The sequence below is a fragment of the Jannaschia seosinensis genome (assembly GCF_001408515.1).
Lineage (GTDB): Bacteria > Pseudomonadota > Alphaproteobacteria > Rhodobacterales > Rhodobacteraceae > Jannaschia > Jannaschia seosinensis.
Genome location: NZ_CYPR01000060.1, coordinates 15,081 through 40,709, shown reverse-complemented (window position 1 = coordinate 40,709; position 25,629 = coordinate 15,081). Strand labels below are relative to the sequence as shown.

29 protein-coding genes are annotated in these 25,629 nt (G+C 66.5%); 25 read left to right on the top strand and 4 right to left on the bottom strand.

Annotation, left to right across the window (positions count from 1 at the left end; translation table 11 throughout):
* The 16 genes from JSE7799_RS05605 to moaE form a co-directional block, all read left to right on the top strand.
* Positions 1-729 (top strand): ABC transporter permease (locus JSE7799_RS05605; protein ID WP_144431575.1); only part of this gene is annotated, 729 nt, incomplete at its 5' end.
* Complete coding sequence (locus tag JSE7799_RS05600; protein WP_055662748.1) at positions 719-1,735, top strand: lipocalin-like domain-containing protein; 1,017 nt, start codon at positions 719-721, stop codon at positions 1,733-1,735. The genes JSE7799_RS05605 and JSE7799_RS05600, both read left to right, overlap by 11 nt.
* Entirely contained in the window at positions 1,728-2,270 is a 543-nt protein-coding gene (locus JSE7799_RS05595) for a PNPOx family protein (RefSeq protein WP_055662747.1), read from the top strand. The genes JSE7799_RS05600 and JSE7799_RS05595 overlap by 8 nt, the downstream gene beginning before the upstream one ends.
* A gap of 48 nt (positions 2,271-2,318) precedes the next feature.
* Positions 2,319-3,122, top strand: coding sequence for an OmpA/MotB family protein (locus tag JSE7799_RS05590; RefSeq protein WP_055662746.1), 804 nt, complete (start codon positions 2,319-2,321; stop codon positions 3,120-3,122).
* A gap of 118 nt (positions 3,123-3,240) precedes the next feature.
* Positions 3,241-4,566: a flagellar hook protein FlgE gene (locus tag JSE7799_RS05585; protein WP_055662745.1), complete on the top strand. Its 1,326-nt coding sequence runs from the start codon at positions 3,241-3,243 to the stop codon at positions 4,564-4,566.
* A gap of 24 nt (positions 4,567-4,590) precedes the next feature.
* Positions 4,591-6,015 (top strand): FlgK family flagellar hook-associated protein, encoded by a 1,425-nt coding sequence (locus JSE7799_RS05580; protein WP_055662744.1) that lies wholly within the window; start codon positions 4,591-4,593, stop codon positions 6,013-6,015.
* A 1-nt stretch (position 6,016) separates the two neighbouring features.
* Positions 6,017-7,015: a flagellin family protein gene (locus JSE7799_RS05575; protein ID WP_055662743.1), complete on the top strand. Its 999-nt coding sequence runs from the start codon at positions 6,017-6,019 to the stop codon at positions 7,013-7,015.
* 9 nt (positions 7,016-7,024) lie between these two features.
* Positions 7,025-8,158 carry a flagellar basal body P-ring protein FlgI gene (locus JSE7799_RS05570; RefSeq protein ID WP_055662742.1) on the top strand — a complete coding sequence of 378 codons (1,134 nt, stop codon included), beginning with the start codon at positions 7,025-7,027 and terminating at the stop codon, positions 8,156-8,158.
* Between the two features lie 288 nt (positions 8,159-8,446).
* Complete coding sequence (locus JSE7799_RS05565) at positions 8,447-9,184, top strand: S49 family peptidase (protein ID WP_306455395.1); 738 nt, start codon at positions 8,447-8,449, stop codon at positions 9,182-9,184.
* Positions 9,185-9,346: a hypothetical protein gene (locus JSE7799_RS21270; RefSeq protein WP_055662740.1), complete on the top strand. Its 162-nt coding sequence runs from the start codon at positions 9,185-9,187 to the stop codon at positions 9,344-9,346. It begins immediately after the preceding gene.
* Positions 9,347-9,350: 4 nt separating this feature from the next.
* Entirely contained in the window at positions 9,351-10,277 is a 927-nt protein-coding gene (locus JSE7799_RS05555; RefSeq protein ID WP_055662739.1) for a calcium/sodium antiporter, read from the top strand.
* Positions 10,274-11,044 carry an SDR family oxidoreductase gene (locus tag JSE7799_RS05550; protein ID WP_055662738.1) on the top strand — a complete coding sequence of 257 codons (771 nt, stop codon included), beginning with the start codon at positions 10,274-10,276 and terminating at the stop codon, positions 11,042-11,044. The genes JSE7799_RS05555 and JSE7799_RS05550 overlap by 4 nt, the downstream gene beginning before the upstream one ends.
* 299 nt (positions 11,045-11,343) lie before the next feature.
* Entirely contained in the window at positions 11,344-13,200 is a 1,857-nt protein-coding gene (gene uvrC, locus JSE7799_RS05545; protein WP_055662737.1) for an excinuclease ABC subunit UvrC, read from the top strand.
* Between the two features lie 33 nt (positions 13,201-13,233).
* The gene (gene pgsA / locus JSE7799_RS05540) at positions 13,234-13,902 is read left to right on the top strand and encodes a CDP-diacylglycerol--glycerol-3-phosphate 3-phosphatidyltransferase (protein ID WP_055662736.1); all 669 of its coding nucleotides are present in this window, start codon (positions 13,234-13,236) and stop codon (positions 13,900-13,902) included.
* The gene (gene moaD / locus JSE7799_RS05535) at positions 13,899-14,150 is read left to right on the top strand and encodes a molybdopterin converting factor subunit 1 (protein WP_055662735.1); all 252 of its coding nucleotides are present in this window, start codon (positions 13,899-13,901) and stop codon (positions 14,148-14,150) included. The genes pgsA and moaD overlap by 4 nt, the downstream gene beginning before the upstream one ends.
* Before the next feature lies 1 nt (position 14,151).
* The gene (gene moaE, locus JSE7799_RS05530; protein ID WP_055662734.1) at positions 14,152-14,646 is read left to right on the top strand and encodes a molybdopterin synthase catalytic subunit MoaE; all 495 of its coding nucleotides are present in this window, start codon (positions 14,152-14,154) and stop codon (positions 14,644-14,646) included.
* Here the strand turns inward: moaE and JSE7799_RS05525 are convergent.
* The gene (locus JSE7799_RS05525; RefSeq protein WP_245624809.1) at positions 14,643-15,644 is read right to left on the bottom strand and encodes a Hint domain-containing protein; all 1,002 of its coding nucleotides are present in this window, start codon (positions 15,642-15,644) and stop codon (positions 14,643-14,645) included. The two genes, moaE and JSE7799_RS05525, sit on opposite strands and share 4 nt — an antisense overlap.
* A gap of 143 nt (positions 15,645-15,787) precedes the next feature.
* On the opposite strand from JSE7799_RS05525, the gene JSE7799_RS05520 reads away from it, so the two are divergent.
* Together JSE7799_RS05520 and JSE7799_RS05515 are read left to right on the top strand one after the other, a co-directional pair.
* Entirely contained in the window at positions 15,788-16,567 is a 780-nt protein-coding gene (locus tag JSE7799_RS05520) for an SDR family oxidoreductase (protein ID WP_055662732.1), read from the top strand.
* A 95-nt stretch (positions 16,568-16,662) separates the two neighbouring features.
* Positions 16,663-17,571, top strand: coding sequence for an NAD-dependent epimerase/dehydratase family protein (locus JSE7799_RS05515; RefSeq protein WP_055662731.1), 909 nt, complete (start codon positions 16,663-16,665; stop codon positions 17,569-17,571).
* A gap of 79 nt (positions 17,572-17,650) precedes the next feature.
* On the opposite strand, the gene JSE7799_RS05510 is transcribed toward JSE7799_RS05515, so the two are convergent.
* Together JSE7799_RS05510 and adhP are read right to left on the bottom strand one after the other, a co-directional pair.
* Positions 17,651-18,259, bottom strand: coding sequence for an exopolysaccharide biosynthesis protein (locus tag JSE7799_RS05510; protein WP_055662730.1), 609 nt, complete (start codon positions 18,257-18,259; stop codon positions 17,651-17,653).
* 18 nt (positions 18,260-18,277) lie between these two features.
* Positions 18,278-19,300, bottom strand: a complete 1,023-nt coding sequence (adhP, locus tag JSE7799_RS05505; RefSeq protein WP_055662729.1) for an alcohol dehydrogenase AdhP — start codon at positions 19,298-19,300, stop codon at positions 18,278-18,280.
* Between the two features lie 235 nt (positions 19,301-19,535).
* Here adhP and JSE7799_RS05500 point away from each other — a divergent pair, with 235 nt between their 5' ends.
* From JSE7799_RS05500 to JSE7799_RS05485, 4 genes are read left to right on the top strand one after another with little or no spacing between them, the layout of a single operon-like run.
* Positions 19,536-20,756, top strand: a complete 1,221-nt coding sequence (locus JSE7799_RS05500) for an NAD-dependent epimerase/dehydratase family protein (protein WP_055662728.1) — start codon at positions 19,536-19,538, stop codon at positions 20,754-20,756.
* Positions 20,753-21,571 carry a glycosyltransferase gene (locus JSE7799_RS05495; protein WP_055662727.1) on the top strand — a complete coding sequence of 273 codons (819 nt, stop codon included), beginning with the start codon at positions 20,753-20,755 and terminating at the stop codon, positions 21,569-21,571. The genes JSE7799_RS05500 and JSE7799_RS05495 overlap by 4 nt, the downstream gene beginning before the upstream one ends.
* An 8-nt stretch (positions 21,572-21,579) precedes the next feature.
* Entirely contained in the window at positions 21,580-22,494 is a 915-nt protein-coding gene (locus tag JSE7799_RS05490) for an NAD-dependent epimerase/dehydratase family protein (RefSeq protein WP_245624808.1), read from the top strand.
* A gap of 24 nt (positions 22,495-22,518) precedes the next feature.
* On the top strand, positions 22,519-23,295 hold the full coding sequence (locus JSE7799_RS05485) for a formate/nitrite transporter family protein (RefSeq protein WP_055662726.1): 777 nt from the start codon (positions 22,519-22,521) through the stop codon (positions 23,293-23,295).
* 61 nt (positions 23,296-23,356) lie between these two features.
* On the opposite strand, the gene JSE7799_RS05480 is transcribed toward JSE7799_RS05485, so the two are convergent.
* Positions 23,357-23,674, bottom strand: a complete 318-nt coding sequence (locus JSE7799_RS05480) for an ArsR/SmtB family transcription factor (RefSeq protein ID WP_055662725.1) — start codon at positions 23,672-23,674, stop codon at positions 23,357-23,359.
* A gap of 128 nt (positions 23,675-23,802) precedes the next feature.
* On the opposite strand from JSE7799_RS05480, the gene JSE7799_RS05475 reads away from it, so the two are divergent.
* The 3 genes from JSE7799_RS05475 to JSE7799_RS05465 are packed head-to-tail and all read left to right on the top strand — an operon-like array spanning position 23,803 to position 25,573.
* Positions 23,803-24,225, top strand: coding sequence for a YeeE/YedE family protein (locus JSE7799_RS05475; RefSeq protein ID WP_245624807.1), 423 nt, complete (start codon positions 23,803-23,805; stop codon positions 24,223-24,225).
* Positions 24,225-24,665 carry a DUF6691 family protein gene (locus JSE7799_RS05470; protein WP_055662723.1) on the top strand — a complete coding sequence of 147 codons (441 nt, stop codon included), beginning with the start codon at positions 24,225-24,227 and terminating at the stop codon, positions 24,663-24,665. Before JSE7799_RS05475 ends, JSE7799_RS05470 begins: the two co-directional genes overlap by 1 nt.
* Complete coding sequence (locus JSE7799_RS05465) at positions 24,662-25,573, top strand: MBL fold metallo-hydrolase (RefSeq protein WP_055662722.1); 912 nt, start codon at positions 24,662-24,664, stop codon at positions 25,571-25,573. The genes JSE7799_RS05470 and JSE7799_RS05465 overlap by 4 nt, the downstream gene beginning before the upstream one ends.
* Positions 25,574-25,629: the final 56 nt, after the last annotated feature.

The window sequence follows — 25,629 nt, the reverse complement described above, 5'->3', positions numbered from 1 at the left end:
CTTCTCAACGAGCAGCTTGCCCGGCGCGAGGGGCTCTGGGCCGGAACGCAGGCCGATCTGGGCCGGGCGGGGACGCAGCCGGTTCTGGGGGTCTATTCCGATTACGGCAATCCGCGCGGTCAGGCGATCCTTGGCCTCGACGCGTTCCGTGCGGTGTTTCCCGAGGCGGAGGTCGGGCAACTGGCCCTGCGCGTGTCGCCGGAGGAGGTGTCGGCGCTGGCCGAGGCGCTGACCCGCCGATTCGACCTCGCCCCCGGACAGGTCGTCGACCAGGCCGCGATCAAGGCCTTCTCGCTGCAGATCTTCGAGCAGACCTTCGCGGTGACGGCGGCGCTGAACGTCCTGACGCTGGGCGTGGCGGCCTTCGCGCTCTGGGCCTCGCTGACGACGCTGGGCACGATGCGCGTGCCGCAGGTCGCGCCGGTCTGGGCGCTGGGCCTGAGCCGGGCGCGGCTGGCGGTGATGGATCTGGTGCGGGCGCTGATCCTCGCGGCGTTCACGGCGGCGCTGGCCGTGCCGGTGGGGATCGCGTTGGCCTGGGTTCTGTTGTCGGTCGTCAACGTGCAGGCCTTTGGCTGGCGGCTGCCGCTGCTGCCCGATCCGTGGGGGTGGCTGGCGCTGACGGGCTGGGCGCTGGTGGCGGCGGCGCTGGCGGCGGCACTGCCGTCGTGGCGGCTGTGGCGGATGCCGCCCGCGCAGATGGTGAAGGTGTTCGCGCATGAACGTTAGGGTGCTGCTGATCGCGCTGTGGTTTGCGCTGCCTGCCGGGGCGCAGGGATTTGCCGGGCTGGGCCAGGGCGGCGCGGGCTTTGCCCTGCCGCAGGAGGGGCGGATTTTCGACTTTCCGGAGGATCACGGGCCCCATCCCGATTACCGGATCGAATGGTGGTATCTCACGGCGTTCCTGCAGGGCGCGGACGGGCGCGATTACGGCATTCAATGGACGCTGTTCCGCACCGCCCTCGCGCCCGGCGGGCCTCAGGTCTGGATGGGGCATTTCGGCCTGACCTCGCCGGAGCGCCATTTCACCGGCGAGCGTCTCGCCCGTGGCGGGATCGGTCAGGCCGGGGTCGAGGTGGCACCCTTCGCCGCCTGGATCGACGACTGGCGGCTTGCGGGGCCAGACTTCTCGGACCTTTCGCTGTCGGCGCGGACGGAGGAGGCGGGCTACGACCTCGCGCTTTCGGCGACCGGGCCGCTGGTGCTGCACGGGGCGGATGGATTCTCGGTGAAGTCCGAATCGGGTCAGGCCAGCTACTACTATTCTCAGCCCTTCTACGAGGTGTCGGGCAGGCTCGACCTGCCGTCGGGCCCGGTCGCGGTGACGGGGCAGGGGTGGCTCGACCGGGAATGGTCGTCGCAGCCGCTCGAGGGCGACCAAGAAGGGTGGGACTGGTTCTCGCTGCATCTGGGCGACGGGCACAAGCTGATGGCGTTCGCGCTGCGCGGGGGGCTTGGGTTCCGGTATGCGTCGTGGATCGCGCCCGACGGGACGGTGACGCCCTTTTACGGAGACGCGCTGGTCCTCGAGCCGCTGGCGCGGGCGGAGGTCGCGGGGCGCGAGGTGCCTGTGCGCTGGTCCCTGGCGCTGCCGGCGGAGGGGGTGGCGCTGGAGGTTGCGGCGGTGAACCCGGACAGCTGGCAAGCGACGCTATTTCCCTATTGGGAGGGGCCGGTTCGTGCGACGGGCAGCCATGCCGCGACCGGATATCTGGAGATGACGGGCTATGAGTGATCCTTTCGACGACCTGACCGCATTGGAGGATCATGTCTGGGGCCGGCTCGACCGGGGCGCGGCCGTGTCGGACGATCCGTTTCGCTATGTCACACTGGCGACGATGGGGGCGGCCGGTCCCGAGGCGCGGGTCGTGGCAATCCGCCGGGCGGTTCGGGAGGCGGGCGAGGTCGAGATCCATTCCGACCGGCGCACCGCGAAGATCCGTGCGATTGAGGTGGAGCCTCGTGCGGCCCTTCTGTTCTGGGATAGCGAAACGCAGATGCAGCTGCGTCTTTCGGTGACGATGCGGCTTCTGGAGGCCGAGCCGGAGCGGTGGTCGCGCATTCCCGACTTCGCGCGGAGGAATTACGGAACCGACCCCGCCCCGGGCACCCCCGTCGGCGCGCCGGAAGACGTCACGCGAAGCCCGGAGATCGCACGATTCGCCGCGCTGGTCGGCCGCGTGCGGGCGATCGATGCGCTGTCGCTGGCGCATGAATCGCATCGCCGTGCGCGTTTCGACGCGAACGGTGCGGTTTGGGTGGCGCCGTAGACAGTTTCTTTACGCCGTTTGCCTAGGTCTCGGGGTCGGAGGCCCGAGATGAACGCGAAGAACGAAAAGCCGCGCCCGATCATCATCAAGCGCAAGAAGATCATCGCCGGCGGCCATCACGGCGGTGCCTGGAAGGTGGCCTATGCCGATTTCGTCACCGCGATGATGGCCTTCTTCATGCTGATGTGGCTGCTCAATGCCACCACCGAAAAGCAGCGAAGTGGCCTGGCCGATTACTTCAGTCCGACCACCGCGATCATCAGGGCCTCCGGCGGCGGGGACGGGGCGCTGGGCGGCCGCTCGATGACCGCGGATGCGAGCCAGATCGAGATGGGCCGCGGTGGCGTGACGGACACGAATGCCAACGGAAGCGCCGCCGAGGATGGTGAACTGAAGGCTCTGGAGGCCGCAATTCTCGGCAAGGGCGGCGAAAGTCTCCTCGACGAGGAGGAGCTGCGGCATGTCGCGGTGCGGCTGACGGATGAGGGGCTGGTGATCGAGTTCTTCGACTTGCCGGGATCGCCGCTCTTCGAGGGCGACGTGCCAACGGAACTCCTTGAACGGCTGTTTGCGTCGATGGGGCCCGAACTGCGCCGCGTGCCGAATGCGCTGGCGGTCGAATCGTTCGTCGCCGCGGTTCCGGTGGTTCGGCGTGAGCCGCAGCTTTGGGAGCGATCTTCGGCGCGGGCCCATGGTGCGCGGTCGATCCTGCCGGATGTCGGCGTCAGCGATGCGCGCGTCGTGCGCGTGACCGGCCATGCCGATCGCCGCCCCGCCGCCACCGACCCCCTCTCCGACCGCAACAATCGCCTCGAAATCATCGTCCTGAGGGATCGCGTCGCACCGCGTTAATCGTGCCGCAGAAAAGAACCCAACGTTGACGGCCCCTTAACCTCCGACCGCCATGGTCACCACCATACCGCCGCGATCATGTGCCGCGTCGGACCCGAGAACCGAAGAAGGACCACCGATGACGATCTCATCCTCTCTCAATGCGGGCGTGACCGGCCTGAACGTCAACGCCAGCAAGCTGGCCACGATCTCCGATAACATCGCCAACTCGGCGACCTTCGGTTTCAAGCGGTCGGTGGCGGATTTCCATTCGCTCGTCCTCGACCAGAGCCGGGGGGCCTATTCCGCGGGCGGTGTCCGCGTCACGACCGGCCGCGCGATCGATCAGCGCGGCACCCTCATCACGACGAACAACCCGACCGATATCTCGATCGGTGGCCGGGGCATGCTGCCGGTCACGCCGATCACCGCGCTGGACGGCAATGGAAACTACCCCCTGCGCATGACCTCGACCGGGTCCTTCCGTGCGGATGCGAACGGTATCCTGCGCACCTCGAGCGGTCAGGTCCTGCTCGGCTGGGCCGCGAACCAGGATGGCAAGATACCGCCCAACCCGCGCGACACGGTCGGCGGCCTGACCCCCGTCCGCGTCGATTCCAACCAGTTCGAGGGCGATGCGACCACGCGCATCTCGCTGGGGGTGAACCTGCCCGCCACAGCGACGCGGGCCGATGCGTCTGGCGACACGATCGATCTGCCGCTCGAATATTTCGGCAATCTCGGGCAGGCGCAGAACCTCAACATCAGCTTTGAGCCGACAGTGCCCGCGGCGGGTGACGCAGCGACGAACACCTGGACGATGACAATTCAGGATGAGGAGCAGAACAACGCAACCATTGGAAAATTCACGATCGAGTTCGACGATTCGGGCGACCACGGCGGAACGATCAAGAGTGTTAACGCGGAGACGGTAACGCCAGCTCCGACCACGCCCCACAATTGGGATGCAAATACCGGACTGCTGACCATCGCGGCCCAGAGTGGTCCTCTGGAATTGGATATCGGCAAGCCTAAGGAGGCACGGGGGCTGTCGCAGCTTTCGGACGTGTTCGCGCCGCTGACGATCACGAAGAACGGCTCGCCGGTCGGCAACCTCGCTTCGATCGAGGTCGACGCGAACGGGATCATGACGGCCATCTACGACAGCGGGTTCACCAAGGCGATCTACCAGATTCCGGTCGTCAACGTGCCCAATCCGAACGGACTGAAGCCGCTGGCGAACCAGACCTATCAAGTCTCCTCCGAAAGCGGCGCATTCTACCTGTGGGATGCGGGGGACGGGCCGGTTGGCGACGTCGTCGGCTTCGCGCGGGAGGAGAGCGCGACCGACGTGGCGTCCGAACTCACCCAGCTGATCCAGACGCAACGGGCCTACAGCTCGAACGCGAAGGTCATCCAGACCGTGGACGAGATGCTGCAGGAAACGACGAACATCAAACGCTGAACCTGACCCCAGAAGGAGCCCGTCATGAGCCTTTCAGCATCCTTGAACATCGCCACGGCGGGTCTCGGTCTCAGTTCCAGGCGCGCCGAGATCGTCGCCTCGAATGTGGCGAACGCCGATCGCCCCGGTTATGCCCGCAGGAGCGCGGGCGCCGTTGGCGCCGGAACGGGGCTTCCGGGTTCCGGTCTCAGCGTGACGCGCGAGACGGAACCCCGCCTCGTCCAGTTGCGCCGCGATGCACAATCAGCCCTGTCGGACGCGAACGTGGCGCAACGCTTCGCTGCGGAATTCGACGCGGCAATCGGCGACCCCGATGCGGCTGGCAGTCTTCAGGACCGCGTTGCGCGCCTCGATGCCGCTTTCGTCTCGGCTGCGTCCGAGCCGAGTTCCGCCATCCGGTTGAGCGAGATATCGCAGGCGGCGTCCGATCTGGCGGACCATCTCAACCGGCTCGAAGATGTCGTGCAGTCTTCCCGCCAGCGCGCAGACGATAAGATCGGCTCCACGGTCGAGCAGATCAACACCGACCTCAAGGATATTGCGCGGCTGAACGTCGACATCCGGCGCCTGAGTTCCGGAGGGCATGACACGGCGACTCTGATGGACGAGCGGACCGTCCTGATCGACCGGGTCTCGACGCAGATCCCTCTGCGCGAACTTCCGCGGGAGCACGGGGCGGTCGCGCTCGTCTCCAAGGCCGGGGCGATCCTGCTCGACGGAAGTGCCAAGGAACTGGGCTTCACGCCGCACGCGATGACAATCAACGCTGGGAAATCAGCGTCGACACATCTGTCGGGACTGACGATCAACGGTCGTGATGTGCGGACGGATGAAGGTCCGGGCGGAGTCGGTGGTGCAGCGCTCTCTGCGCTGTTCACCCTGCGCGACGAGACGGGACCGGAGGCGTCGCGTCGTTTGGATGCCGTGGCTGCAGATCTGATGGAGCGGTTTGAAAAGGCCGACGTTGCGCCGGGGCTGCTGACGGATGAGGGGAGTCCATTCAGTTCCAGCGCAGCGCCCGGTCTTGCGGGGCGGATCGAGATCAATTCGAAGGTCGCGCCGGACAAGCCAGATCAGCATTGGCGTTTGCGCGATGGTCTCGGAGCGACGGCCCCCGGTGGCGCGGATGCGACCCTGCTTTTGAGCTACGGCAAAGAGATGGCGCGGCGTGTCGCACCGCCCCTCGTGGGCCTGACGGACCGCGCATCCGATGCCAAAGGCCATATCGCAACGCTCAAGTCGCTCAGTTCGGCGGATCGGGTCCGGGCCGACGACCGTTCCGATCTGTGGCAGCGGGAAGCGACCGGCCTGTCTGAGCGTCGTGATGGCGGTGCGGTCGATGTCGATGCGGAAATGCGCCGTCTCATCGAGATCGAGCAAGCATATGCCGCGAATGCCCGCGTCATCCAGGTCGTCGGCGACATGATGCAACGTCTCACGGAGATTTGAAATGACGACAAACATCATCCCGCCATTCGTCGGGCCGAAGGATCACTCGGTCGAGACGCGGACCCGGATCGCAACGCTAACCGCCGAGATGTCAAGTGGCCGGAAGGCCGATCTGGGCCGCGCCGTCGCAAGCGACTTTTCGGAGTTTTCGCGCATCGCACACGATGTTCGTACCAACGAGGCACGACGTCACGCGCTTGCCGCCGCCTCGAGCTATACGGCGACGGCGCAGACCGCTCTTGAGGCGGTCGGGAAGGTTTCGGAGAAACTGACCTCGCAGGTACTGACCAGCGCGTCGGTGGGAGGCTTTTCGGATCCGCGTCTCGTCGCCGATATGGGGCGCAACGCGCTTACCGATATCGTATCGGCACTTTCGACGCGGTCCGGCGACAGGGCGATCTTTGCAAACGGTGACGTCTCAGACACGCCGCCGATCAACTTGACTGCGCTTCTGACCGAAACGGCGGCCATCGCAGCCGGTGCAGCGAATGCCACCGATATGCTCGACGCATTCGATCTGTACTTCGCGCCCGGTGGCGGCATCGAAACAACCGCACTCTCCGCGTTCCCGGCTTCCGAGGTGGTGTTTCCGACCGGCGACGGCAACGCGATCGGAATGCCGACCTCGCTTTCGGATCCGGGCCTGCGGGAAGTTCTCAAGCAGGCTGCCTTGGCGGCTTCTCTGGACGATGTCGGGTTCGCGATGGACCAGTCGGCGAGCAGCGTCCTTGGCCAGAGGCTCAGCACTCAGGCGATTGGCGCCGCCGACGGTCTGGTGTCCGTTCAGGCGCGGATCGGAGGGGTTGAGGAGCGAATGGCCCGGGTGGCGAGCGGAATCGCCGACGAAGGGGTGAGGCTCCAGATGCGTCACAACGATCTCGTGACGGCTGACCCGTTCGAGACCGCGACGCGGCTTGAAAATGAGATGACGCGGCTGGAGACGATCTTTGCGATCACGGCTCGCCGATCCGGTCTTCGACTGACGAACTTTCTTCGCTGAGGATCCTGTATGACGCGTCTCTTTCGGTTTCCAGGATCCGCTCGCTGGATCGTCCTGCTTACGCTTGTTGCCATTCTCGTCGGCTCCATTGCGCAGGCACAGTCCATCAGGCTCAAGGATCTTGTGGAATTCGACGGCGTTCGCGGAAACGATCTGGTGGGCTACGGTCTCGTGGTCGGTCTGAACGGGACGGGAGACGGGCTCCGTAACGCTCCGTTTACCGAAGAGATCATGGCGAGCATTCTCGAACGGCTCGGCGTTAACGTGACCGGCGAGCAGTTCCGGCCGAGAAACGTCGCCGCGGTCATTGTGACAGCCACTCTTCCTCCGTTCGCCAGAAGCGGGGGGCGGATCGATGCGACCGTTTCCGCGATCGGGGACGCCAGTAGTCTGCTTGGCGGGACGCTCGTGATGACGCCGCTTACGGCTGCGGATGGCGAGACCTACGCGGTTGCTCAAGGGACGATCATCGCCGGCGGGGTTTCGGCAAAGGGTGACGCGGCGACCGTCATCGAAGGCGTGCCGACGGCCGGGGTCCTCCCGGCCGGTGCGCGCGTCGAGCGGGAGGTCGATTTTGACTTTACTGCCCTGACGCAAATTCGGCTTGCCCTGCGCAATCCCGATTTCACCACGGCATCCCGTGTCGAGGTGGCAATCAATCGGGAGATCGGGCGTGGCGTTGCACGGATGCTGGACGCCGGCACGGTTCTGCTGGACGTCTCGCGGACGGGCCGGACTTCGCCCGCGCATGCCCTGAGCGCGATCGAAAACATCACGATCACGCCCGAGCAGAAGGCCAGAGTGGTCGTGGATCAGGCATCGGGAACGATCGTAATGGGCAGCGATGTCAGGATCTCCGAAGTGGCCGTCTCGCAGAACAACCTCACGCTGCGGATCGAAGAGGCCCCGGAAGTCGTGCAGCCGAGTCCGTTCGCAGCCGGGCAGACCGTTGTGGTGCCGCGAACGGGCGTCGCGCTGCAGGAGCAACCCGGGCCGGGACTTGCTCTGGTGCAGGGCGGGACGACCCTGTCGGACGTGATTGCCGGATTGAACGCACTCGGCGTCTCTGCCCGGGACATGATCGACATCCTCAAGAGCATAAAGGCGGCCGGCGCACTGCATGCGGAGTTCGTTGTCAGGTAGTACAGACTGATACGACGCCACGCGCGGCCGGGGTTGACGCCGAGCGGATCCCGGCCGCACCGGATTGGTGGCGTCCATCCGCAGCGAGCGTTTGTTTCGGTGCATGATTTCCGCGCGAGGCGCCAACGAAAGCCTCTTCGCATTCTCTCGTAGTTTCGGCCGATCAAATAGGTTTGGGCGGGCTGCTTGTTCCGGCGAAGGCGGCGCTCTACATCGGCTCTCATGCTCAATCGTATTTCCAAGCTCGCCGGACGCCGACCGCATGTCGCGGTCGTTCGTCTCCAAGGGATGATCTCGGCGAACGGCTCCCGCGGGGTGCTGTCCGCCGCCGGCGTTGCTCCCATGTTGAACCAGGCATTTAAGCGTGGGCGCCCCGTTGCGGTCGCGCTGGCAATCAACTCGCCGGGCGGCTCACCCGTGCAGTCGTCGCTTATCGGAGCGCAGATCCGGCGGCTGGCCGAGGAAAAGCGCGTTCCGGTCCATGCTTTCGTCGAGGATGTTGCTGCCTCCGGAGGCTACTGGCTGGCCGCGTCGGCCGATGACATCTGGGTGGACTCCTCGTCGATCACGGGCAGCATCGGCGTCATTTCTGCCGGCTTCGGCTTTCCCGAGCTTCTGGCGCGCTACGGCATCGAGCGGCGCGTCCATACGGCGGGCGAGGACAAGTCGATCCTCGATCCCTTTCGACCCGAGCGCGCCGAAGACATTGAGCGGCTGAAGTCAATACAGGCGCGCGTGCATTCGAGCTTCATCGATCATGTTCGTGCCCGCCGCGGGCATAAGCTTGCCACGGACCGGGACCTGTTCACGGGTGAGATATTCGTCGGGGAGGAGGCCGTGTCGGCCGGGCTAGTCGACGGGATCGATCATCTGGTGCCGCGCATGAAGGCGCTTTACGGCGATAAGATCGTCTTCCGCCCCTTCCGCCAGCGCAGGCCGCTGTTCCAGCGTCTCGTGCCCAATGTCCTGGAGGCTGGGCTGCAGGGCGTGGAGGAGCGGGTCGCCTGGGCGCGCTTCGGTCTTTGAATGATCGTCAAGATCGTCACCCTCTTCCTGATCGGCATGGCCGTTCTCGCGATGTTCGGACGGCTGCGGTTTCCCGGGCAGGCGCGCCTCGTGCGCGGCAAATGTCGGCATTGCGGCGCCCCACGCGCCGGACGGGGACCATGTCCCTGCGGAAAGGGATGAGCGTTTGATCTACGAGTTTTTGAGCGTGGCCGTCGGCCTCGTGATCCTTGTCTTTGCGGGCGACGCGTTGGTGAAGGGCGCGGTCAATCTGGCGTTGCGGCTGGGCATCCCGGCGCTCGTCGTCAGTTTGACCATCGTGGCTTTCGGAACGTCGGCGCCGGAGCTTCTGGTCAGCGTTCAGGCGATCATCGACGGCGCGCCGGGTTTGGCGCTGGGCAATGTCGTGGGGTCGAACACGGCGAACGTGCTGCTGGTGCTGGGGGTGCCTGCACTGATCGCCGTGCTGCGGACCTCGGCCCACGACACGCGGCGCGACTTTCTGTACATGATCGGGGCGACCGTTCTTTTCCTGGCGCTGTGCCTGACGGGACGTCTCGTCTGGTGGCACGGGATCGTCCTGCTGGCCGCCTTGGCCGCCGTTCTGACGGCCACCTTCATGAGCAGCCGCGAGGCCGATGTCGAGGTCGAGGGGGCGGAGCCGGGCCTGCCGGGGTGGAAGGTCGCGGTCTTCCTGATCCTCGGCCTGATCGGCCTGCCCGTCGGGGCGAGCCTGCTGGTCGACGGGGCGACGGCGATCGCGCGGACCTATGGCGTCAGCGAAGCGGTGATCGGCTTGACGCTGGTCGCGATCGGAACCTCCCTGCCGGAGCTTGCGACGACGGTCATGGCCGCGATCCGGCGGCATGCGGATGTGGCACTCGGCAACGTGATCGGATCGAACCTCTTCAACCTTCTGGCGATCATGGGGGTCGCGGTCCTGGTCGGGCCGGTGCCGGTGGACGATGCGTTTCTGCAAAAGGATCTCTGGGTTATGGGCGCAGCCTCTCTCCTGCTCGTTCCGTTCGTCTTCATGGGCCGCGACATCACGCGGATCTGGGGCGTGGCCCTGTGCACCTTGTACGTGGGGTATCTCGGCTGGGCGCTGGCATGACGGCGCTGGTGACGGGCGCGGGGGCGCGGTTGGGCGCGGCGATGGCGGTGGAACTCGCGCGGTTCGGTCATGACGTCGCGGTGCATTACGCCACGTCCAGCGAGGGAGCCGAGGAGACGGCCGAGGCGGTTCGGGCCGAGGGGCGCCGGGCGGTCACGCTGCGGGCGGACCTGACGGACCTCGACGCGGCCGAGGCCTTGGTGCCGCGTGCGGCCGAGGCGCTGGGGAGCGCGCTGACGGTTCTGGTCAACAACGCCTCGATCTTCGAGCACGACACGATCGCCACCGCCACGCGGGAGGGGTGGGACCGGCACATGCGTTCGAACTTGCAGGCACCGTTCCTGCTGACCCAGGCCTTTGCCGCGCAGGTGCCGGAGGCGGGTTCGGACGGGGAGCCGCTGGCCCGCGGGAACATCGTCAACATGATCGATCAGAGGGTGCGAAAGCTGACGCCGGAATTCATGACCTACACGCTGGCGAAATCGGCGCTCTGGACGTTGACGCGGACGGCGGCGCAGGCGCTCGCCCCCAAGGTGCGCGTCAACGCGATCGGGCCGGGGCCGACGCTGCGCGGGGCGCGCCAATCGGAGGCGCATTTCGCGGCGCAGCGGGCGGCGACGATCCTGGAGCGCGGGGCGGATCCGGACGACATCGTGGCCGCGCTTCGCTACATTCTATCGGCGAAAGCATTGACCGGGCAGCTCATCTGCGTTGATGGCGGACAGCATCTTGTCTGGCGCACCGAGGATGTCCTGGGCGTCGAATAGCCGCTGCTGACAAATTTTTCTCCACTTTGTGCAGGTGCGGCGGGAACCCGGCCGGTGAATCGGAAATCTGCCTCTGGTCATCCCGCATGTGTTGAAAATATCTATTTACTTACAAGGTCTTGAATAATTTCCGGGTCGGGGGTCCACTGTATCAGAAATGTGACGAAAGCATTGATCCCTAAGGGCGAGGAAAATCGGCTCCCAGCTTTATCCACAGCCTTAATAACTTATCTATCGTCCGGGCGTGTCTTGATCCCCACCGATCGATGGGGCAGCGGCCGGGGAATCGGGAGGCGGACATGACCGAGACGACGAAGGCGACGGGACCGGACGTCATCAAGCGCTTCCTGCGCTCGCTCGACGGCTCGCCGGGCGTGTACCGGATGCTCGATGAGCAGAACCGCGTTCTCTATGTCGGCAAGGCGCGCAGCCTGAAGAACCGGGTGGCGAATTACACGCGCCTGCAGGGACATTCGCCGCGGATCGCGCGCATGATCTCCGAGACCGCGTCGATGATGGTGCTGACGACGCAGACGGAGCTTGAGGCGCTGCTGCTGGAGCAGAACCTCATCAAGCAGCTCAAGCCGCGCTACAACGTGCTCCTGCGCGATGACAAATCGTTCCCCAATATCGAGGTGACGACGGCGCATGGTTTCCCGCAGATCCGCAAGCATCGCGGCCACAAGGGCAAGAACCTCTATTTCGGCCCCTTCGCCAGCGCCGGCGCCGTCAACCGCGTGCTCAATCAGCTTCAGCGGGTGTTCCTGCTGCGCAACTGCTCGGACAGCGATTTCGAGGGTCGCACGCGCCCGTGCCTGAATTACCAGATCAAGCGCTGCAGCGCGCCCTGCGTGGGCTATGTGAGCGCGAGCGATTACGCCCAGTCGGTCCGCGATGCGGAGCGGTTCCTGCGCGGCGAGACGACCGAGATCCAGGAGCGGCTGGCCGACGAGATGAACCGCGCCTCCGCCGGGATGGAGTTCGAACGTGCCGCCGCCCTGCGCGACCGCATCAAGGCGATGACGAACGTGCAATCGGTGCAGGGCGTCAACCCGCAGGGTGTGCCCGAAGCCGATGTGATCGGATTGCACATGGAGGGCGGGCAGGCCTGCATTCAGGTCTTCTTCATTCGCGCCAACCAGAACTGGGGCAACAGCGACTTCTATCCCAAGGTGGCCGAGGATATGAGCCCCACCGAGGTGATGGAGGCGTTTCTCGGCCAGTTCTACGACGGTAAGGAGCCGCCGCGCATGGTGATCCTGTCGCACGGGGTCGAGGACGGCGCGTTGATGGCGGAGGCGCTGTCGGACCGGGCGGGACGGCGCGTGCAGATCGTCGTGCCGCAGCGGGGCGAGAAGCACGAGCTGGTGCAAGGTGCGGTGCGCAACGCGCGCGAGAGCCTCGGCCGCAAGATGTCGGAGAGCGCGACGCAGACCCGGCTGCTCGACGGGATGGCAGAGGCGTTCGACCTGCCCGCGCCGCCGCGGCGGATCGAGGTCTACGACAACTCCCACATCCAGGGGAGCCATGCCGTCGGCGCGATGATCGTCAGCGGGCCCGACGGGTTGGAGAAGAGCCAGTACCGCAAGTTCAACATCAAGGACGACACGCTGACGCCGGGCGACGATTTCGGGATGATGAAGGAAGTGCTGACGCGGCGGTTCAAGCGCCTGCTCAAGGAGGATCCCGAGCGCAAATCGGAGATGTGGCCCGATCTTCTGCTGATCGACGGCGGTGCGGGGCAGGTGAGCGCGGTGGACCAGATCCTGCGCGAGCTGGGGGTCGAGGACATCGCCATGGTCGGCGTCGCCAAGGGTGTGGACCGCGACCACGGCAAGGAGGAGTTCCACCGCAAGGGCACCCGTCCATTCGCGCTGCGCCGCAACGATCCGGTCCTCTATTTCGTGCAGCGCCTGCGCGACGAGGCGCACCGGTTCGCCATCGGCACGCACCGCGCCAAGCGGGCGAAGGCGCTGGTCGCCAACCCGCTCGACGAGGTGCAGGGCGTGGGGGCGGCGCGCAAGCGGGCGCTGCTTCAGCATTTCGGATCGGCCAAGGCGGTCAGCCGCGCGGGCCTCGCCGACCTAAAGGCGGTGGAGGGCGTGTCGGACGCGCTGGCGGAAACCATTCATCGCCACTTTCACGAACGCGGCTAGCCGGCCCCGCGGGGGCGCGCTAGAACGCCTGTAATGACATGGACGATCCCAAACCTGCTCACCGTTCTCCGGCTCCTTGCGGCGCCGGGGGTTGCAATCATGTTCCTCTTCTTCGCGCGCCCCTGGGCGGACTGGTTCGCACTGATCCTGTTCATCACGGCGGCGGTGACGGATTGGTTCGACGGCTATCTCGCCCGCGAATGGCAGCAGGAGACGCGCTTCGGCGCCATGCTCGACCCGATCGCGGACAAGGCGATGGTGGTGATCGCGCTTCTGGTGATCACCGGGTTCTCGGGGATGAACCCGTGGATCCTGCTGCCGGCGACGGTGATCCTGTTCCGCGAGGTCTTCGTCAGCGGCCTGCGGGAGTTTCTGGGAAATACGGCCAGCCTGCTCAAGGTCACCAACCTCGCCAAGTGGAAGACGACGGCGCAGATGGTTTCCATCGCCGTCCTGTTCGCCACCGGCGTCTTCGAACACGCTTTTGCGGAGCGGGTGCAGGGCATGGATCCGGCGACGATCGACGCGATCATGACCGGGGCCATGCCCGACGAGATCGGCATCGTGCGCCTTGAGCAGGGCGAGCAGGTGACCTTTGCGATCGGCGTGCTCCTTTTGTGGATCGCGGCGGCGCTGACCGCCTGGACCGGGTGGGATTACTTCTCCAAGGCCATGCCGCATCTTCGGGACCGCACGTCATGAAGGTCCGGGTTCTGTATTTCGCCTGGCTGCGGGAGCGGATCGGGTTGGGGCGTGAGGAAGTGGAAACATCGGCAGAGACCGTCGCCGATCTGGTGGAGGAGTTGCGCGCGCGCGAGGAGCGGTATGCCGCCGCCTTCGCCGATATGGGCGCGGTGCGCTGTGCGCTGGATCAGGAGCTGGTGCCGCTCGAAACCTCGCTGGGCGATGCGCGCGAGGTGGCGTTCTTTCCGCCGATGACGGGGGGCTGACATGTCGAACCCATCGCCATCACCCGCGCCGCAGGTGAGCCCGCGCATCGTGGTGACGGAGGCGGATTTCGACCTTGGAGCGGAGGCGGCCCGGCTCGAGGCGGGCAGCGATACCGGCGCGGTTGTCACCTTTACCGGCCGTGTGCGCGACGTGTCCGGTGGGCTGCGGCGCATGACGATCGAGCATTATCCCGGCATGACCGAGAAGGCGTTGCGCACGATTGCGGAGGAGGCGGCGGAGCGCTGGCCGCTGAGCGGGGTCACGATCGTGCACCGGCATGGCGCGCTATCACCCGGTGACCGGATCATGATGGTGGGCACCGCCTCGCGCCATCGGGACGCGGCTTTCGCGGCGGCGTCGTTCCTCATGGATTACCTCAAGTCCCGCGCCCCCTTCTGGAAGAAGGAGGAGACGGCGGACGGGATGGGCTGGGTCGCCGCGCGTGAGGCGGACGAGGCTGCGCTGGACCGTTGGCGGGACCGCGACGCGGATTAACGCGCGAGCCGCCGCAGCAAACCGCCCGGCGCGATCCTGTCGAGGTCGGATACCGTCGGCTCCACCCCCTGATGCGGCACCTGCCGGCGGCCCGCCATATACGAGACGAGGTCGCGCGCCAGATCCTCGCCGAGGCCTGCCATTACGTCGGGCGAGACCAGAAGGCTCTCGGCGGGGATGCATTCGACGTAGATGATCTCGTGCGCATCGAAGAGCAGGTGGAAGTAGTCGATGTGCCCGCCTTCGCCGCGCCAGACATTCTCCCCGTCCACGAGGTGTCGCGCCCGGACCAGAAGCTCCGCCCGCCCGCCGATGCGGGTATCCGCGCGGGAATTCCGGCGTTGGTAGATAAAGAGGCGGTGATCGGGCGACAGGACCAGATCCTCGGCATTGTTGAGCGCGCCCCGGGCGATCACGACGGGCGCATCGGCTCCCTCGGCGCGAACCGTCTGGCGGCCGGTCCAGCGAATCGGCTGGGGACCGTGGTCGCGGGTCAGGACGCGGTCGCCGGCCGACAGGGTCTCGACCGGATGCTGGTATCCGTCGGCCATGGTGATGCGGGTGCCGCGGGCGAAGCTGACCTGCGCCACGCCGGCGAGTTCTCCGGCGGCCGGGCTCGACGAGATCAGGGTGTAGTCCTCGCCCGGGGTCAGAGGTCCGAGCGGCAGGGCAAGCCGCTCCGCAGGTAAATCGACCACCAGGATCTCCACCACCGCGCCGCGTTCCGACATGAGCTGGTGGCGGGCGAGCGGGCGGATCGGCTGGCCGGGCTGCCCGATCCCGGACCCTTCGGCCACGGCCATTCCGCCATGCGCCCGCGTCAGGAGAAGTTCGCGCGGCGCGGCCGCCCGGGTCAGCACGAAGATATCCCCCGCCACGACCTCCTCGACGCCGCCGATCGGGTCGCCCATCAGCGCGCCCGTCTCGACCGTGAAGGCCTCGGCGGGATAGGCGGCGCAGCGGCTGAGCGCGGTCAGGGGGGGATTGAGCGAATTCATGCCGAACATTGTTTCAACGACTGCGAATAAAAGCAGGGCGACGCCTTGTCGCGGTGTTGCAGTCCGGTTCGGCTTTTGCACTTCCTCGGGTGAACGCTCCGGAAGCAAGTGCTAGGACGGGGCGGCAACGTCAGGAGATGCCGATGGATCTGGGGATCAAGGGAAAGCGCGCGCTCGTCTGCGCATCGTCGAAGGGACTTGGGCTGGGCTGCGCTGCCGCGCTGGCCGAGGCGGGCTGCGACCTGGTAATGAACGCGAGAGGGAGCGAGGCGCTCGAAGCCGCCGCGGCCGATCTGCGCGCGAGATTCGGCGTGACGGTGCAGGCGGTCGCCACCGACGTCACGACCGAGGAGGGTCGGGCTCAGCTTCTGGAGGTCGCGGCATCGCCCGATATCCTCGTGACCAATGCGGGCGGCCCGCCGCCGGGGATGTGGTCGGATTGGGACCGCGACGATTTCATCGCGGCGCTCGACGCCAACATGCTGACGCCGATCGCGCTGATGACGGCCTGCCTGCCCGCGATGATGGAGCGGGGCTGGGGCCGGGTGGTCAACATCACCTCCCAGAGCGTCAAGGCCCCCGTGGCCGTGCTGGGCCTGTCGAACGCGGCGCGGACCGGCCTGACCGGCTATGTCGCGGGCACCGCGCGGCAGGTCGCCCCGTCGGGCGTGACGATCAACAACCTGCTGCCCGGCATCCATGCGACGGCGCGGGCCGAAAGCCTCGACCGCGGGGTGAGCGAGCAACAGGGCATCTCGATGGACGAGGCCCGCACGCAGCGCGAGGCGACGATCCCCGCGCGCCGTTACGGCACCCCCGAGGAGTTCGGCGCCGCCTGCGCATTCCTGTGCTCGCAGCATGCGGGCTTCATGGTCGGGCAGAACGTCCTGCTCGACGGCGGGGCGACGAACGCGACCATCTGAGCGCGGCCTGACGGCTTTGCTGTCTTCCCCGCAGGGCAGGGGGCGTGCCGGCGGCGCGGGTCCTGCCCGGTAAGAAAACGAAAGCGAGGTTCGAGATGCGTATCTTCTTCACCGGCGGCGCGGGCAAGGCGGGGCGGCATGTCGTTCCCTATCTCGTGCAGAAGGGCCACGAGGTGCTCAATGCCGATCTCGTGGCGCTGGAGCATGAGGGTGTCGAGAACCTGAAGGTGGATGTCGCCGCGCCGGGTCAGGTCTTCGATGCGCTGACCATGCATCGCAGCCTGGGCGAACTGGAGGACGGCACGGGGCCGCGCGGCTACGACGCCGTCGTCCACTTCGCCGCGCTGCCGCGCATCCTGCTGCAACCCGACGGCGAGACGTTCCGCATCAACACGATGGGCACCTACCGGGTCGTTGAGGCGGCGGCGAAGCTGGGTATCCGCAAGATCGTCATCGCATCGTCGGAGACGACCTATGGCGTCTGCTTCTCCGAGGGGCGAACCGATCCGCATTACCTGCCCGTGGATGAGGAGTACGACGTCGATCCGATGGATTCCTATGCCATGTCGAAGGTCTGCAACGAGGTGACGGCGCGGTCCTTCGCACGCCGCACCGGGGCGGACATCTACGCGCTGCGGATCGGCAACGTGATCGAGCCGCACGAATATGGCGCCTTCGCGACCTTCCGTGAGGATCCGGAGAGCCGGCGGCGCAACCTCTTCAACTATGTCGATGCGCGCGATCTGGGTCAGATCGTGGATCGTTGCCTGCGGACCGATGGGCTGGGCTTTCAGGTCTTCAATGCGGCCAACAGCCATAATGCGCCCGACATTCCGGCGCCCGAGCTTTGCGCGCGGTTCTTCCCGGACGTGCCGATCAAGGGGGAGATGGCGGAGGATACGCCGCTCTATTCCAACGCCAAGGCGCGCGAGATGCTGGGCTTTCGCGACCGATACGATTGGCGCGAGGAACTGGCGAAGGCTGAGGAGCGGAAGGGGCAGTAAGCGGCGTTGAGGCCGGTTCGGAGCCGACGGGAGCGGATTGGCGGACGTGCAGGCGACCGCGAGGGGCCCGGCGCAGGGATCAAAGCCACATGCTCAGCGCCTCCACCACGGCACCGCCTGCGAGGATGATCGCCCCCGTGAGCAGGACGCTTCCGATGAGTGCGAGGAGGATGAAGAGCCCGTCGCGCTGGATCAGGCCCCAAGCCAGCAGGATGAGCAGGGTTGCCGGTGGCACGTTGAGGAACGGAATCGGCAGCCAGAGAACGAGCGACCAGACCGCACCCACCGCGCCGACCATCCGTTCCCGTCGGACCAGCGGCGCGAGGCGCGGAGCGGTGACACGCTCCGCACGGCGAAGGACGGGCGCGCCGTACCGCGCCGCGACCGCCAGAAGCCGCGGCGGAACGCGCAGCCGGGCCGCCCGGCGGGGCAGGTGACTGCCTTCGCCGAACGCGGCCAGGTGGAGCGAGATGAGCAGGAGCGGCACACCGAGGATGCCCGACAGGCCCGGCACCGGCGCGGGGATCGTCTCCGGCAGGGCGAGGATGAGGATCGCCATGCCATGCCCACGGCTGCCGATCCGTGCGGCGACGCTGCCCAGCCGGACCTCCCGGCCCGCGTCGCTGCGGGCCGCAAGCTCGGTCAGGATCGCCGAGATCGGGCGCGCCCGTCTGTCATCCTGTGGCATGGCGCAGCCCGCATGGGTTCAGATCCGCAGCACGACGCGCCCCTCGATGGCGCCCGCGCGCATACGATCGAAGATATCGTTGATGTTGTCGAGGTCGTCCCACGCGAAATGCGTCTGGACCTTTCCCTCGGCGGCGATCGCCAGCGCCTCGGCCAGATCGAGGCGCGTGCCCACGATCGAGCCGCGAACCGTCAGCCGCCGCAGCACCACGTCGAAGATCGGCAGCGGGAAGTCCCCCGGCGGCAGGCCCACGAGCGACAGTGTTCCGTGCTTGCGCAGCATGCCGACCGCCTGCGCGAAGGCGGGCCGCGACGGCGCGGTGACCAGCACGCCGTGCACGCCGCCCAGCTGCGACATGACTTCCTTGGCGGGATCGGTCTTGCTGGCGTCGATGGTCTCGTCCGCGCCGAGGTCGCGGGCGAGCGCCAGCTTGTCGGCCGCCACGTCCACGGCCACGACATGCATGCCCATGGCCTTGGCATATTGGACCGCCATATGGCCGAGGCCCCCGATCCCGCTGATGGCGACCCATTGTCCGGGCTGCACCTCGGTCTCCTTGAGGCCCTTGTAGACGGTGACGCCGGCGCACAGGACGGGCGAGGCCGGGCCCCAGTCGAGCGGGCCGGGAATGACACCGACATAATCGGCATCCGCCGCGACGTAATCGGCATAGGCGCCGTTCACGGTGTAGCCGGTCATCTGCTGATGGTCGCACAGCGTCTCCCATCCGCCGACGCAATGCTCGCAGCGACCGCAGGCGGTATGCAGCCACGGGACGCCCACGCGGTCGCCCTCCTTGAGATGCGTCACGCCGGCGCCGACGCGCGCGACCTCGCCCACGCCCTCATGGCCGGGGATGAACGGGGCGGAGGGCTTGACGGGCCAGTCCCCTTCGGCGGCGTGGAGGTCGGTGTGACAGACGCCGGAGGCGCGCACCCGGACCAGCACCTCGGCCGGGCCGATATCGGGAACGGGAACCTCTCGGATGTCGAGCGGGCGGCCGAGTTCCGTCACGACGGCGGCCTTCATCGTCTTTTCCATAATGCACCTCCGGATGCGTTGCCGCCCCCCTCATAGCGCAACTCCGGACAGGCGAATTGATGCCGGTCAATCGGCGAGCGCGGATCCTGCAGGCCTCCGGCGTCGTTTGCCGGGGGGCGACACGAATCCTTCACGTGATTTGTGGCGCGGGAGCCTTAACACTGGCGACCGGGCCGTCATGGCGTCATAAGCTCGCCAAATCGTAGGGAAAGACTGGAACTCGGGAGATCGTGACATGAAAATTGCAGTTCTCGGCGGCGACGGGTTCGTCGGTTGGCCCACAAGCCTGCACCTGTCGGACCAGGGCCACGAGGTTCACGTGATCGACAATCTGTCGCGCCGCTGGATCGATGCGGAACTGGGGGTCCAGTCCCTGACGCCGATGGATTCGATCCAGGAACGCTGCCGGATCTGGCACGACGTCACCGGGCGCAGGCTCCATTTTCACCTGCTCGATCTTGCGAAGGAATACGAGCGGCTGAAGGCGTGGCTGGACGAGCACAAGCCTGATGTCGTCATTCATTTTGCCGAACAGCGCGCCGCCCCCTATTCGATGAAGACCGATCGCCACAAGGTCTATACCGTCACCAACAACATGAACGCGACGCACAACCTGTTGGCCGCGCTGGTGGAAACGGACATCGACGCCCATGTGATCCATCTGGGCACGATGGGCGTGTATGGCTATTCCAGCGTCGGCGCGGCGATCCCCGAAGGCTATCTCGACGTCACCGTCGAAACGCTCGATGGCGGTACCGCGAAACAGGAAATCCTGTACCCGACCAAGCCCGGTTCGGTCTATCACATGACCAAGAGCATGGATCAGATCCTGTTCCAGTTCTACGCGCAGAACGACGGCCTGCGGATCACCGACCTGCATCAGGGCATCGTCTGGGGCACCCATACCGAGCAGACCCGCAGGCACGATCAGCTGATCAACCGGTTCGATTACGACGGCGATTACGGCACCGTGCTGAACCGCTTCCTGATCCAGGCGGCGATCGGCTATCCGCTGACGGTGCATGGGACGGGCGGCCAGACGCGCGCCTTCATCCACATTCAGGACAGCGTCCGCTGCATCGAGCTTGCGATGGGCGATGCGCCCAAGGCGGGCGACCGGGTCCGGATCTTCAATCAGATGACCGAGACGCACCGCATTCGCGATCTGGCCGCGCTGATCGCGAAGCTGACGGAGGCGGAGGTGCTGAACCTGCCGAACCCGCGCAAGGAGGCCGCCGAGAACGATCTGGTCGTCGACAACGCGCAGTTTCTGTCGCTGGGCCTGAACCCGACGACCCTCGCCGAGGGCCTGATGGAGGAGGTCGTGGACGTCGCGCGCAAGTTCGCGCATCGCATCGACCGCAGCCGCGTTCCGGCGGTTTCGGCCTGGACCCGCGATCTTGCGGAAACGGTTGAGCGCGACCCGGAAGGCCGGAAGATCCGCCTTGTCTCATGAGCGCCGGAGCGGACCGCGCCTATGTGACCCTCGTAACCAATGCGGATTTCGCGCGGGGGGCCGCGGCGCTGATCCGGTCCTTGTCTTTGAGCGGCACCTCCGCCGATCTGGTCGTGATGCATACCGGTGGCGTGACGGCTTCCGATCTGGCCCCGCTGGAGGCGCGGGGCGCGCGGCTGGTTTCCGTCGATCTGCTCGACACGTCGGCCGCGTTCAATGCGGCGCATGACCGGACGCGCCTGCACCGCGACGCGCCGTTCACGAAGGGCAGCAAGCCGGGATTTCACACCCCGCTCGACAATTTCGCCAAGCTGCGCCTGTGGCAGCTCGATTACGACCGCGTGATCTATCTGGATGCCGACACGCTCGTCCTGCGCAACTGCGACCGGTTGTTCGATTATCCGGAATTCTGCGCCGCGCCGAACGTCTACGAGACGCTGGGCGACTTTCACCGGATGAATTCCGGCGTCTTCACCGCCCGGCCCGATACCGCGACCTTTGCGGACATGATGGCGCGGCTGGACGTGCCGGACGCGTTCTGGCCCCGCACGGACCAGAGCTTTCTACAGGCGTTCTTTCCCGATTGGCATGGGCTGCCGGTCATCTACAACATGTTGCAATATGTGTGGTTCAACATGCCCGCCTTGTGGAAGTGGGCGGATATCCACGTCCTGCACTACCAGTACGAAAAGCCGTGGCAGGCGGACCATCCGCGCAGGGCGCAGCTGGAGCCGCTGATTGCTCTCTGGCAAACCTATGCCGCGGCCGACGGCCCCGTCCCGGCCCTTTCGGACCTGTTGTCCCCGCCGGGATGAGGGTTGCGTTGACAGGGGCGACGGGGCTGGTCGGCTACCGGATCGCCCGGCATCTCGCCCGGCGGGGGCATGCCGTTTTGGCTCTGGGGCGTCGGCCGGTGGATCTTCCAGGCGTTGCGCATCGCCGCTTCGAGCTTGCCGGGGCGCTGCCCGATCTCGGGGAAGTCGATGCGCTGGTCCACGCGGCGCTGTCCCATCTGCCCGGCCGCTATCGCGGGGGCGAGGGCGAGGATTCGGCAGGTTTCAGGCGCGACAATCTCGACGGTACGCTGCGTCTCTTCGCCCATGCGCGCGCCTGCGGAGTGGGCCGCATCGTGTTCCTGTCGTCGCGGGCCGTCTATGACGGCTATCCGCCGGGCACTGCGCTGGAAGATGGCCTGCCGGCGCGTCCGGCAGGTCTTTACGGGTCCGTCAAGGCAGAGGGCGAGGCGGCCTTGGCCGATATGGTCGGGGACGGTGCCGCTGTCGCAAGCCTGCGGGCGACCGGGATCTACGGAGCGTCCGCACCCGGTCATCCGCACAAATGGGCCGATCTCTTCGCGGCCTTCGACGCTGGCGAGGCGGTTGCCCCGCGGGTCGGGACGGAGCTTCACGGCGACGATCTCGCTTCTGCGGTGGACCTGCTGCTGCGCGCCGAGGCGGCCGCGCTTCGGCCGCTGACGTTCAACGCCTCCGACATCGTTCTCGATCGTCGCGACCTGCTCGCGACCTATGCCGAACTTGCCGGAGGGGCAGGCCGCCTTCCGCCGCGCGGCGATCCCGCCCGCGTCAGTGTCATGCGGTGCGACCGCTTGCGGCAACTGGGCTGGACGCCGCGCGGAATGGCAGGGTTCCGGCAATCCCTTCGCGACATGCTGGCCCGTGAGGCCGGCTCCGCAGTGCCGGAGGGGGGCGAGACGCGCCAGAGCGCGAAGGAACCGTGACGGCCCTGAAGGCTTTGATCGGTCATGTCCGATGCCCTGAAACCCGCCGAGATTTTCGAACGATCAGCCGAGGAAGGTGAGCGGCGACTGAACCAGAGCATGCTGGAGCTGCTTTCGACCGGCTTCATCGCCGGATTCACGATCGTCTTCGGGATCATCGCGCTCGGTATCGTGGAGGCCCTTGCGGAACCGGCGCTCGGGGAGCTTGCCGGGCTTCTCGGGGCCCTTGCCTTCGGCATCGGGGTGCCGTTTCTGATCCTCGGGCGCGCGGAGTTGTTCAGCGAGAATTTCTTCGATCCGATTGCGGCCGCCTTCAAGTTGAAGCTCAAGGGCGTGACGCGGAAGATCCTCCGTCTCTGGGTCTTCACGCTGGTTCTGAACCTCGTCGGGGGCGGTGTCCTGGTCCTGGTCCTTTCGGTGGAGGGCGCGCTTCCCGCGGGCGCTCACGAAGTTTTGGATCGAGCGGCGGAGGAAATCGCCCATCGAAGATCCCTCGCCACGTTCATGCGGGGGATCGTCGGCGGCGCGCTCGTGGCGCTTCTGTCCTTCCTGGTGATCGCCAGCCGGGACTCGACCGGGCGGATCATCCTTGCCTACATCACCGGCGTCCTACTTGCTCTCGGCCCGTTCGAGCATGGCGTCGTCACCATGCTCCACCTTGCCTTCGGGTTCATGTTCGATGCGTCGGTGACGACGGCCGACATCGCGCGTGTCTCGGGGATTTCGATCCTTGGCAATCTGCTCGGTGGTGTCGGCCTTGTGACGATGTCGCATGCCGCGCAGGCGAGGGGCGCAGATTGAGGGCGGGTTCCCGTCGTGAGCCTCGGGTCCGGCGTGCCCGGTGGGTAACGCGTCTGCCCCGTCATGGCTCCTTGCAGAAGATATCGTAGAGCGCCGTCATCAGCGCCTCCGTCTCGGGATCGCCCAGACGGTAGTAGATCGTCTGCGCCACACGTCGTGTCGCAACCATGTCCGCCTCGCGCAGGCGGGCGAGGTGCTGGCTCAGGGCCGATTGGCTGAGATCGACCGCCGCCTGAAGAGCGCCGACCGACCGCTCGCCCTTCGCCAGCTCGCACAGGATCAAGAGGCGCTTGGCATTGGCCAGGAGGGAAAGGCGCGCAGCGACGGAATCCGCACGCTCCTGCAGGGCGGCGATCGGAAGAGCGGCCGTGTCTGTCATTACATTAGCCTTGACTGATACAGTAACGACTAATACATAGGCCGTCGACGCACCGGGCACAAGCGCACCGGGCACGAACGAATGGAGGACATATGGGTCCGCTCACGCCAACAGAATTCACGCCGTGGATGTCCCTCGGGGGCGGCATCCTGATCGGCATCAGCACGGTCATGGTGATGGCGCTGTTCGGGCGCATCGCCGGGATCGCCGGCATCACCAATGGCGTGCTGGGCGCCGTGGTGCCGATGGGGGGCGCGCCGCGCGACCGCGACTGGCGGATTGCCTTCATCCTCGGGCTGATCGCGGCGCCGCTCGCATTCGCCCTTGCCGGCGGAACGGTGCAGCAGACCGTGCCGGGGAACCTGCTGGGCATGGCGATTGCCGGATTGCTGGTGGGAGTGGGCACCGGGCTCGGGTCGGGCTGTACCTCGGGGCACGGGGTCTGTGGCATGGCCCGGTTGTCGCGGCGCTCCTTCGCCGCGGTCGCGGCCTTCATGGCGGCGGCGTTCGTTACCGTCTTCGTCCTGCGGCATGTCATGGGGGGCTTCTGATGCGCACGTTTCTCGGTTTTCTGTCCGGTCTCGTCTTCGGCCTCGGGCTGGTGATCTCGGGGATGGCCAATCCGGCAAAGGTGCTGAACTTCCTCGACCTTGCCGGAACCTGGGACCCGAGCCTCGCCTTCGTGATGGCGGGGGCAACGGTGACCGCGTTTCTCGGCTACCGTCTGGTCTGGCGGCGGTCGGCACCGGCGCTGGGCGGGGCGTTCGACCTGCCGACGGCGACGCGGATCGACCGGCCCCTGATCGTCGGCGCCATCCTTTTCGGCGTGGGCTGGGGGATCGGCGGCTTCTGCCCCGGGCCGGCCTGGACCGCGCTGCCGTTGCTTGCGCCGGGAACCCTTGTCTTCATTCCGATGCTGCTCGTGGGCCTGTGGTTGGGCGCGCACAGCAAATCCCTCTCCATCCTCAATCCAGACGGAGCTTTTCGATGAACAAACTTGACGAACGTGTCGTCCGCCACTCGCCCTCGCGCGGCGCCGGAAGCCCCGATGTCTGGGGCATCTACGAGCCCGATACCGGCTCGATCCAGTATGTCTGTGCCGATCCGGCGACGAAGCAGGCGGCACTGATCGATGTCGTCTGGAACTTCGATCCGAAGCATTACCGCTTCTCGACCGGCAGCATGGATCAGGTCCTCGACCTCGTGGCGGAGAACGGGCTGACCGTGGCCTGGGTTCTCGACACCCATCCGCATGCCGATCACGTGATGGCTTCGGCGCAACTCCGGGAGCACACGGGGGCGCCCAATGCGATCGGCGAGAAGGTGCCTGACATCGCCGCGATCTGGGCCGAGATCTACCACATGCCGGACGCCTTCAATGCGGAGCGGGACTTCGACAGGCTTCTGGCCGAGGGTGAGACGCTCCGGCTCGGGGATCTGGAGATGCGGGTGATGCTTTCACCCGGGCACACGCTCGGTTCGATCACCTATGTCTGCGGCGATGCGGCCTTCACCCACGACACGCTGATGCAGCCCGATGCGGGTACGTCGCGCGCCGATTTCCCGGGCGGCGATGCGGCGGAGCTTTGGGATTCCATTCAGCAAATCCTGGCCCTGCCGGACGAGACGCGGCTTTTCGTCGGGCACGATTACGGCACTAAGGACCGGAAGGAGCCCGAATGGGAGGCCACCGTGGCCGAGCACAAGGCGCGCAACATCCATGTCAAGGACGGCACCAGGCGCGAGGACTGGATCGAGCGGCGTGAAACCCGCGACGGGACGCTGGCGCTGCCCGATCGCATCCTTGCCGCGCTTCAGATCAATCTCCGGGGCGGACGGCTGCCCGAGGCCGAGAGCGACGGACGCCATTACCTGAAGCTTCCGGTCGACCGGTTCTGAGCCCTGCCGCGGCGCGCCTGACCCGCGCGCCGCCATCGCCCCCACGGGCACGAGGC

Excerpts from the sequence above, each read along its gene's own strand:
- JSE7799_RS05600 (WP_055662748.1), top strand. The coding sequence starts at position 719 with ATGAACGTTAGGGTGCTGCTGATCGCGCTGTGGTTTGCGCTGCCTGCC.
- JSE7799_RS05595 (WP_055662747.1), top strand. The coding sequence starts at position 1,728 with ATGAGTGATCCTTTCGACGACCTGACCGCATTGGAGGATCATGTCTGG.
- JSE7799_RS05590 (WP_055662746.1), top strand. The coding sequence starts at position 2,319 with ATGAACGCGAAGAACGAAAAGCCGCGCCCGATCATCATCAAGCGCAAG.
- JSE7799_RS05585 (WP_055662745.1), top strand. The coding sequence starts at position 3,241 with ATGACGATCTCATCCTCTCTCAATGCGGGCGTGACCGGCCTGAACGTC.
- JSE7799_RS05580 (WP_055662744.1), top strand. The coding sequence starts at position 4,591 with ATGAGCCTTTCAGCATCCTTGAACATCGCCACGGCGGGTCTCGGTCTC.
- JSE7799_RS05575 (WP_055662743.1), top strand. The coding sequence starts at position 6,017 with ATGACGACAAACATCATCCCGCCATTCGTCGGGCCGAAGGATCACTCG.
- JSE7799_RS05570 (WP_055662742.1), top strand. The coding sequence starts at position 7,025 with ATGACGCGTCTCTTTCGGTTTCCAGGATCCGCTCGCTGGATCGTCCTG.
- JSE7799_RS05565 (WP_306455395.1), top strand. The coding sequence starts at position 8,447 with ATGATCTCGGCGAACGGCTCCCGCGGGGTGCTGTCCGCCGCCGGCGTT.
- JSE7799_RS21270 (WP_055662740.1), top strand. The coding sequence starts at position 9,185 with ATGATCGTCAAGATCGTCACCCTCTTCCTGATCGGCATGGCCGTTCTC.
- JSE7799_RS05550 (WP_055662738.1), top strand. The coding sequence starts at position 10,274 with ATGACGGCGCTGGTGACGGGCGCGGGGGCGCGGTTGGGCGCGGCGATG.
- uvrC (WP_055662737.1), top strand. The coding sequence starts at position 11,344 with ATGACCGAGACGACGAAGGCGACGGGACCGGACGTCATCAAGCGCTTC.
- pgsA (WP_055662736.1), top strand. The coding sequence starts at position 13,234 with ATGACATGGACGATCCCAAACCTGCTCACCGTTCTCCGGCTCCTTGCG.
- moaD (WP_055662735.1), top strand. The coding sequence starts at position 13,899 with ATGAAGGTCCGGGTTCTGTATTTCGCCTGGCTGCGGGAGCGGATCGGG.
- moaE (WP_055662734.1), top strand. The coding sequence starts at position 14,152 with ATGTCGAACCCATCGCCATCACCCGCGCCGCAGGTGAGCCCGCGCATC.
- JSE7799_RS05525 (WP_245624809.1), bottom strand. The coding sequence starts at position 15,644 with ATGAATTCGCTCAATCCCCCCCTGACCGCGCTCAGCCGCTGCGCCGCC.
- JSE7799_RS05520 (WP_055662732.1), top strand. The coding sequence starts at position 15,788 with ATGGATCTGGGGATCAAGGGAAAGCGCGCGCTCGTCTGCGCATCGTCG.
- JSE7799_RS05515 (WP_055662731.1), top strand. The coding sequence starts at position 16,663 with ATGCGTATCTTCTTCACCGGCGGCGCGGGCAAGGCGGGGCGGCATGTC.
- JSE7799_RS05510 (WP_055662730.1), bottom strand. The coding sequence starts at position 18,259 with ATGCCACAGGATGACAGACGGGCGCGCCCGATCTCGGCGATCCTGACC.
- adhP (WP_055662729.1), bottom strand. The coding sequence starts at position 19,300 with ATGGAAAAGACGATGAAGGCCGCCGTCGTGACGGAACTCGGCCGCCCG.
- JSE7799_RS05500 (WP_055662728.1), top strand. The coding sequence starts at position 19,536 with ATGAAAATTGCAGTTCTCGGCGGCGACGGGTTCGTCGGTTGGCCCACA.
- JSE7799_RS05495 (WP_055662727.1), top strand. The coding sequence starts at position 20,753 with ATGAGCGCCGGAGCGGACCGCGCCTATGTGACCCTCGTAACCAATGCG.
- JSE7799_RS05485 (WP_055662726.1), top strand. The coding sequence starts at position 22,519 with ATGTCCGATGCCCTGAAACCCGCCGAGATTTTCGAACGATCAGCCGAG.
- JSE7799_RS05480 (WP_055662725.1), bottom strand. The coding sequence starts at position 23,674 with ATGACAGACACGGCCGCTCTTCCGATCGCCGCCCTGCAGGAGCGTGCG.
- JSE7799_RS05475 (WP_245624807.1), top strand. The coding sequence starts at position 23,803 with ATGTCCCTCGGGGGCGGCATCCTGATCGGCATCAGCACGGTCATGGTG.
- JSE7799_RS05470 (WP_055662723.1), top strand. The coding sequence starts at position 24,225 with ATGCGCACGTTTCTCGGTTTTCTGTCCGGTCTCGTCTTCGGCCTCGGG.
- JSE7799_RS05465 (WP_055662722.1), top strand. The coding sequence starts at position 24,662 with ATGAACAAACTTGACGAACGTGTCGTCCGCCACTCGCCCTCGCGCGGC.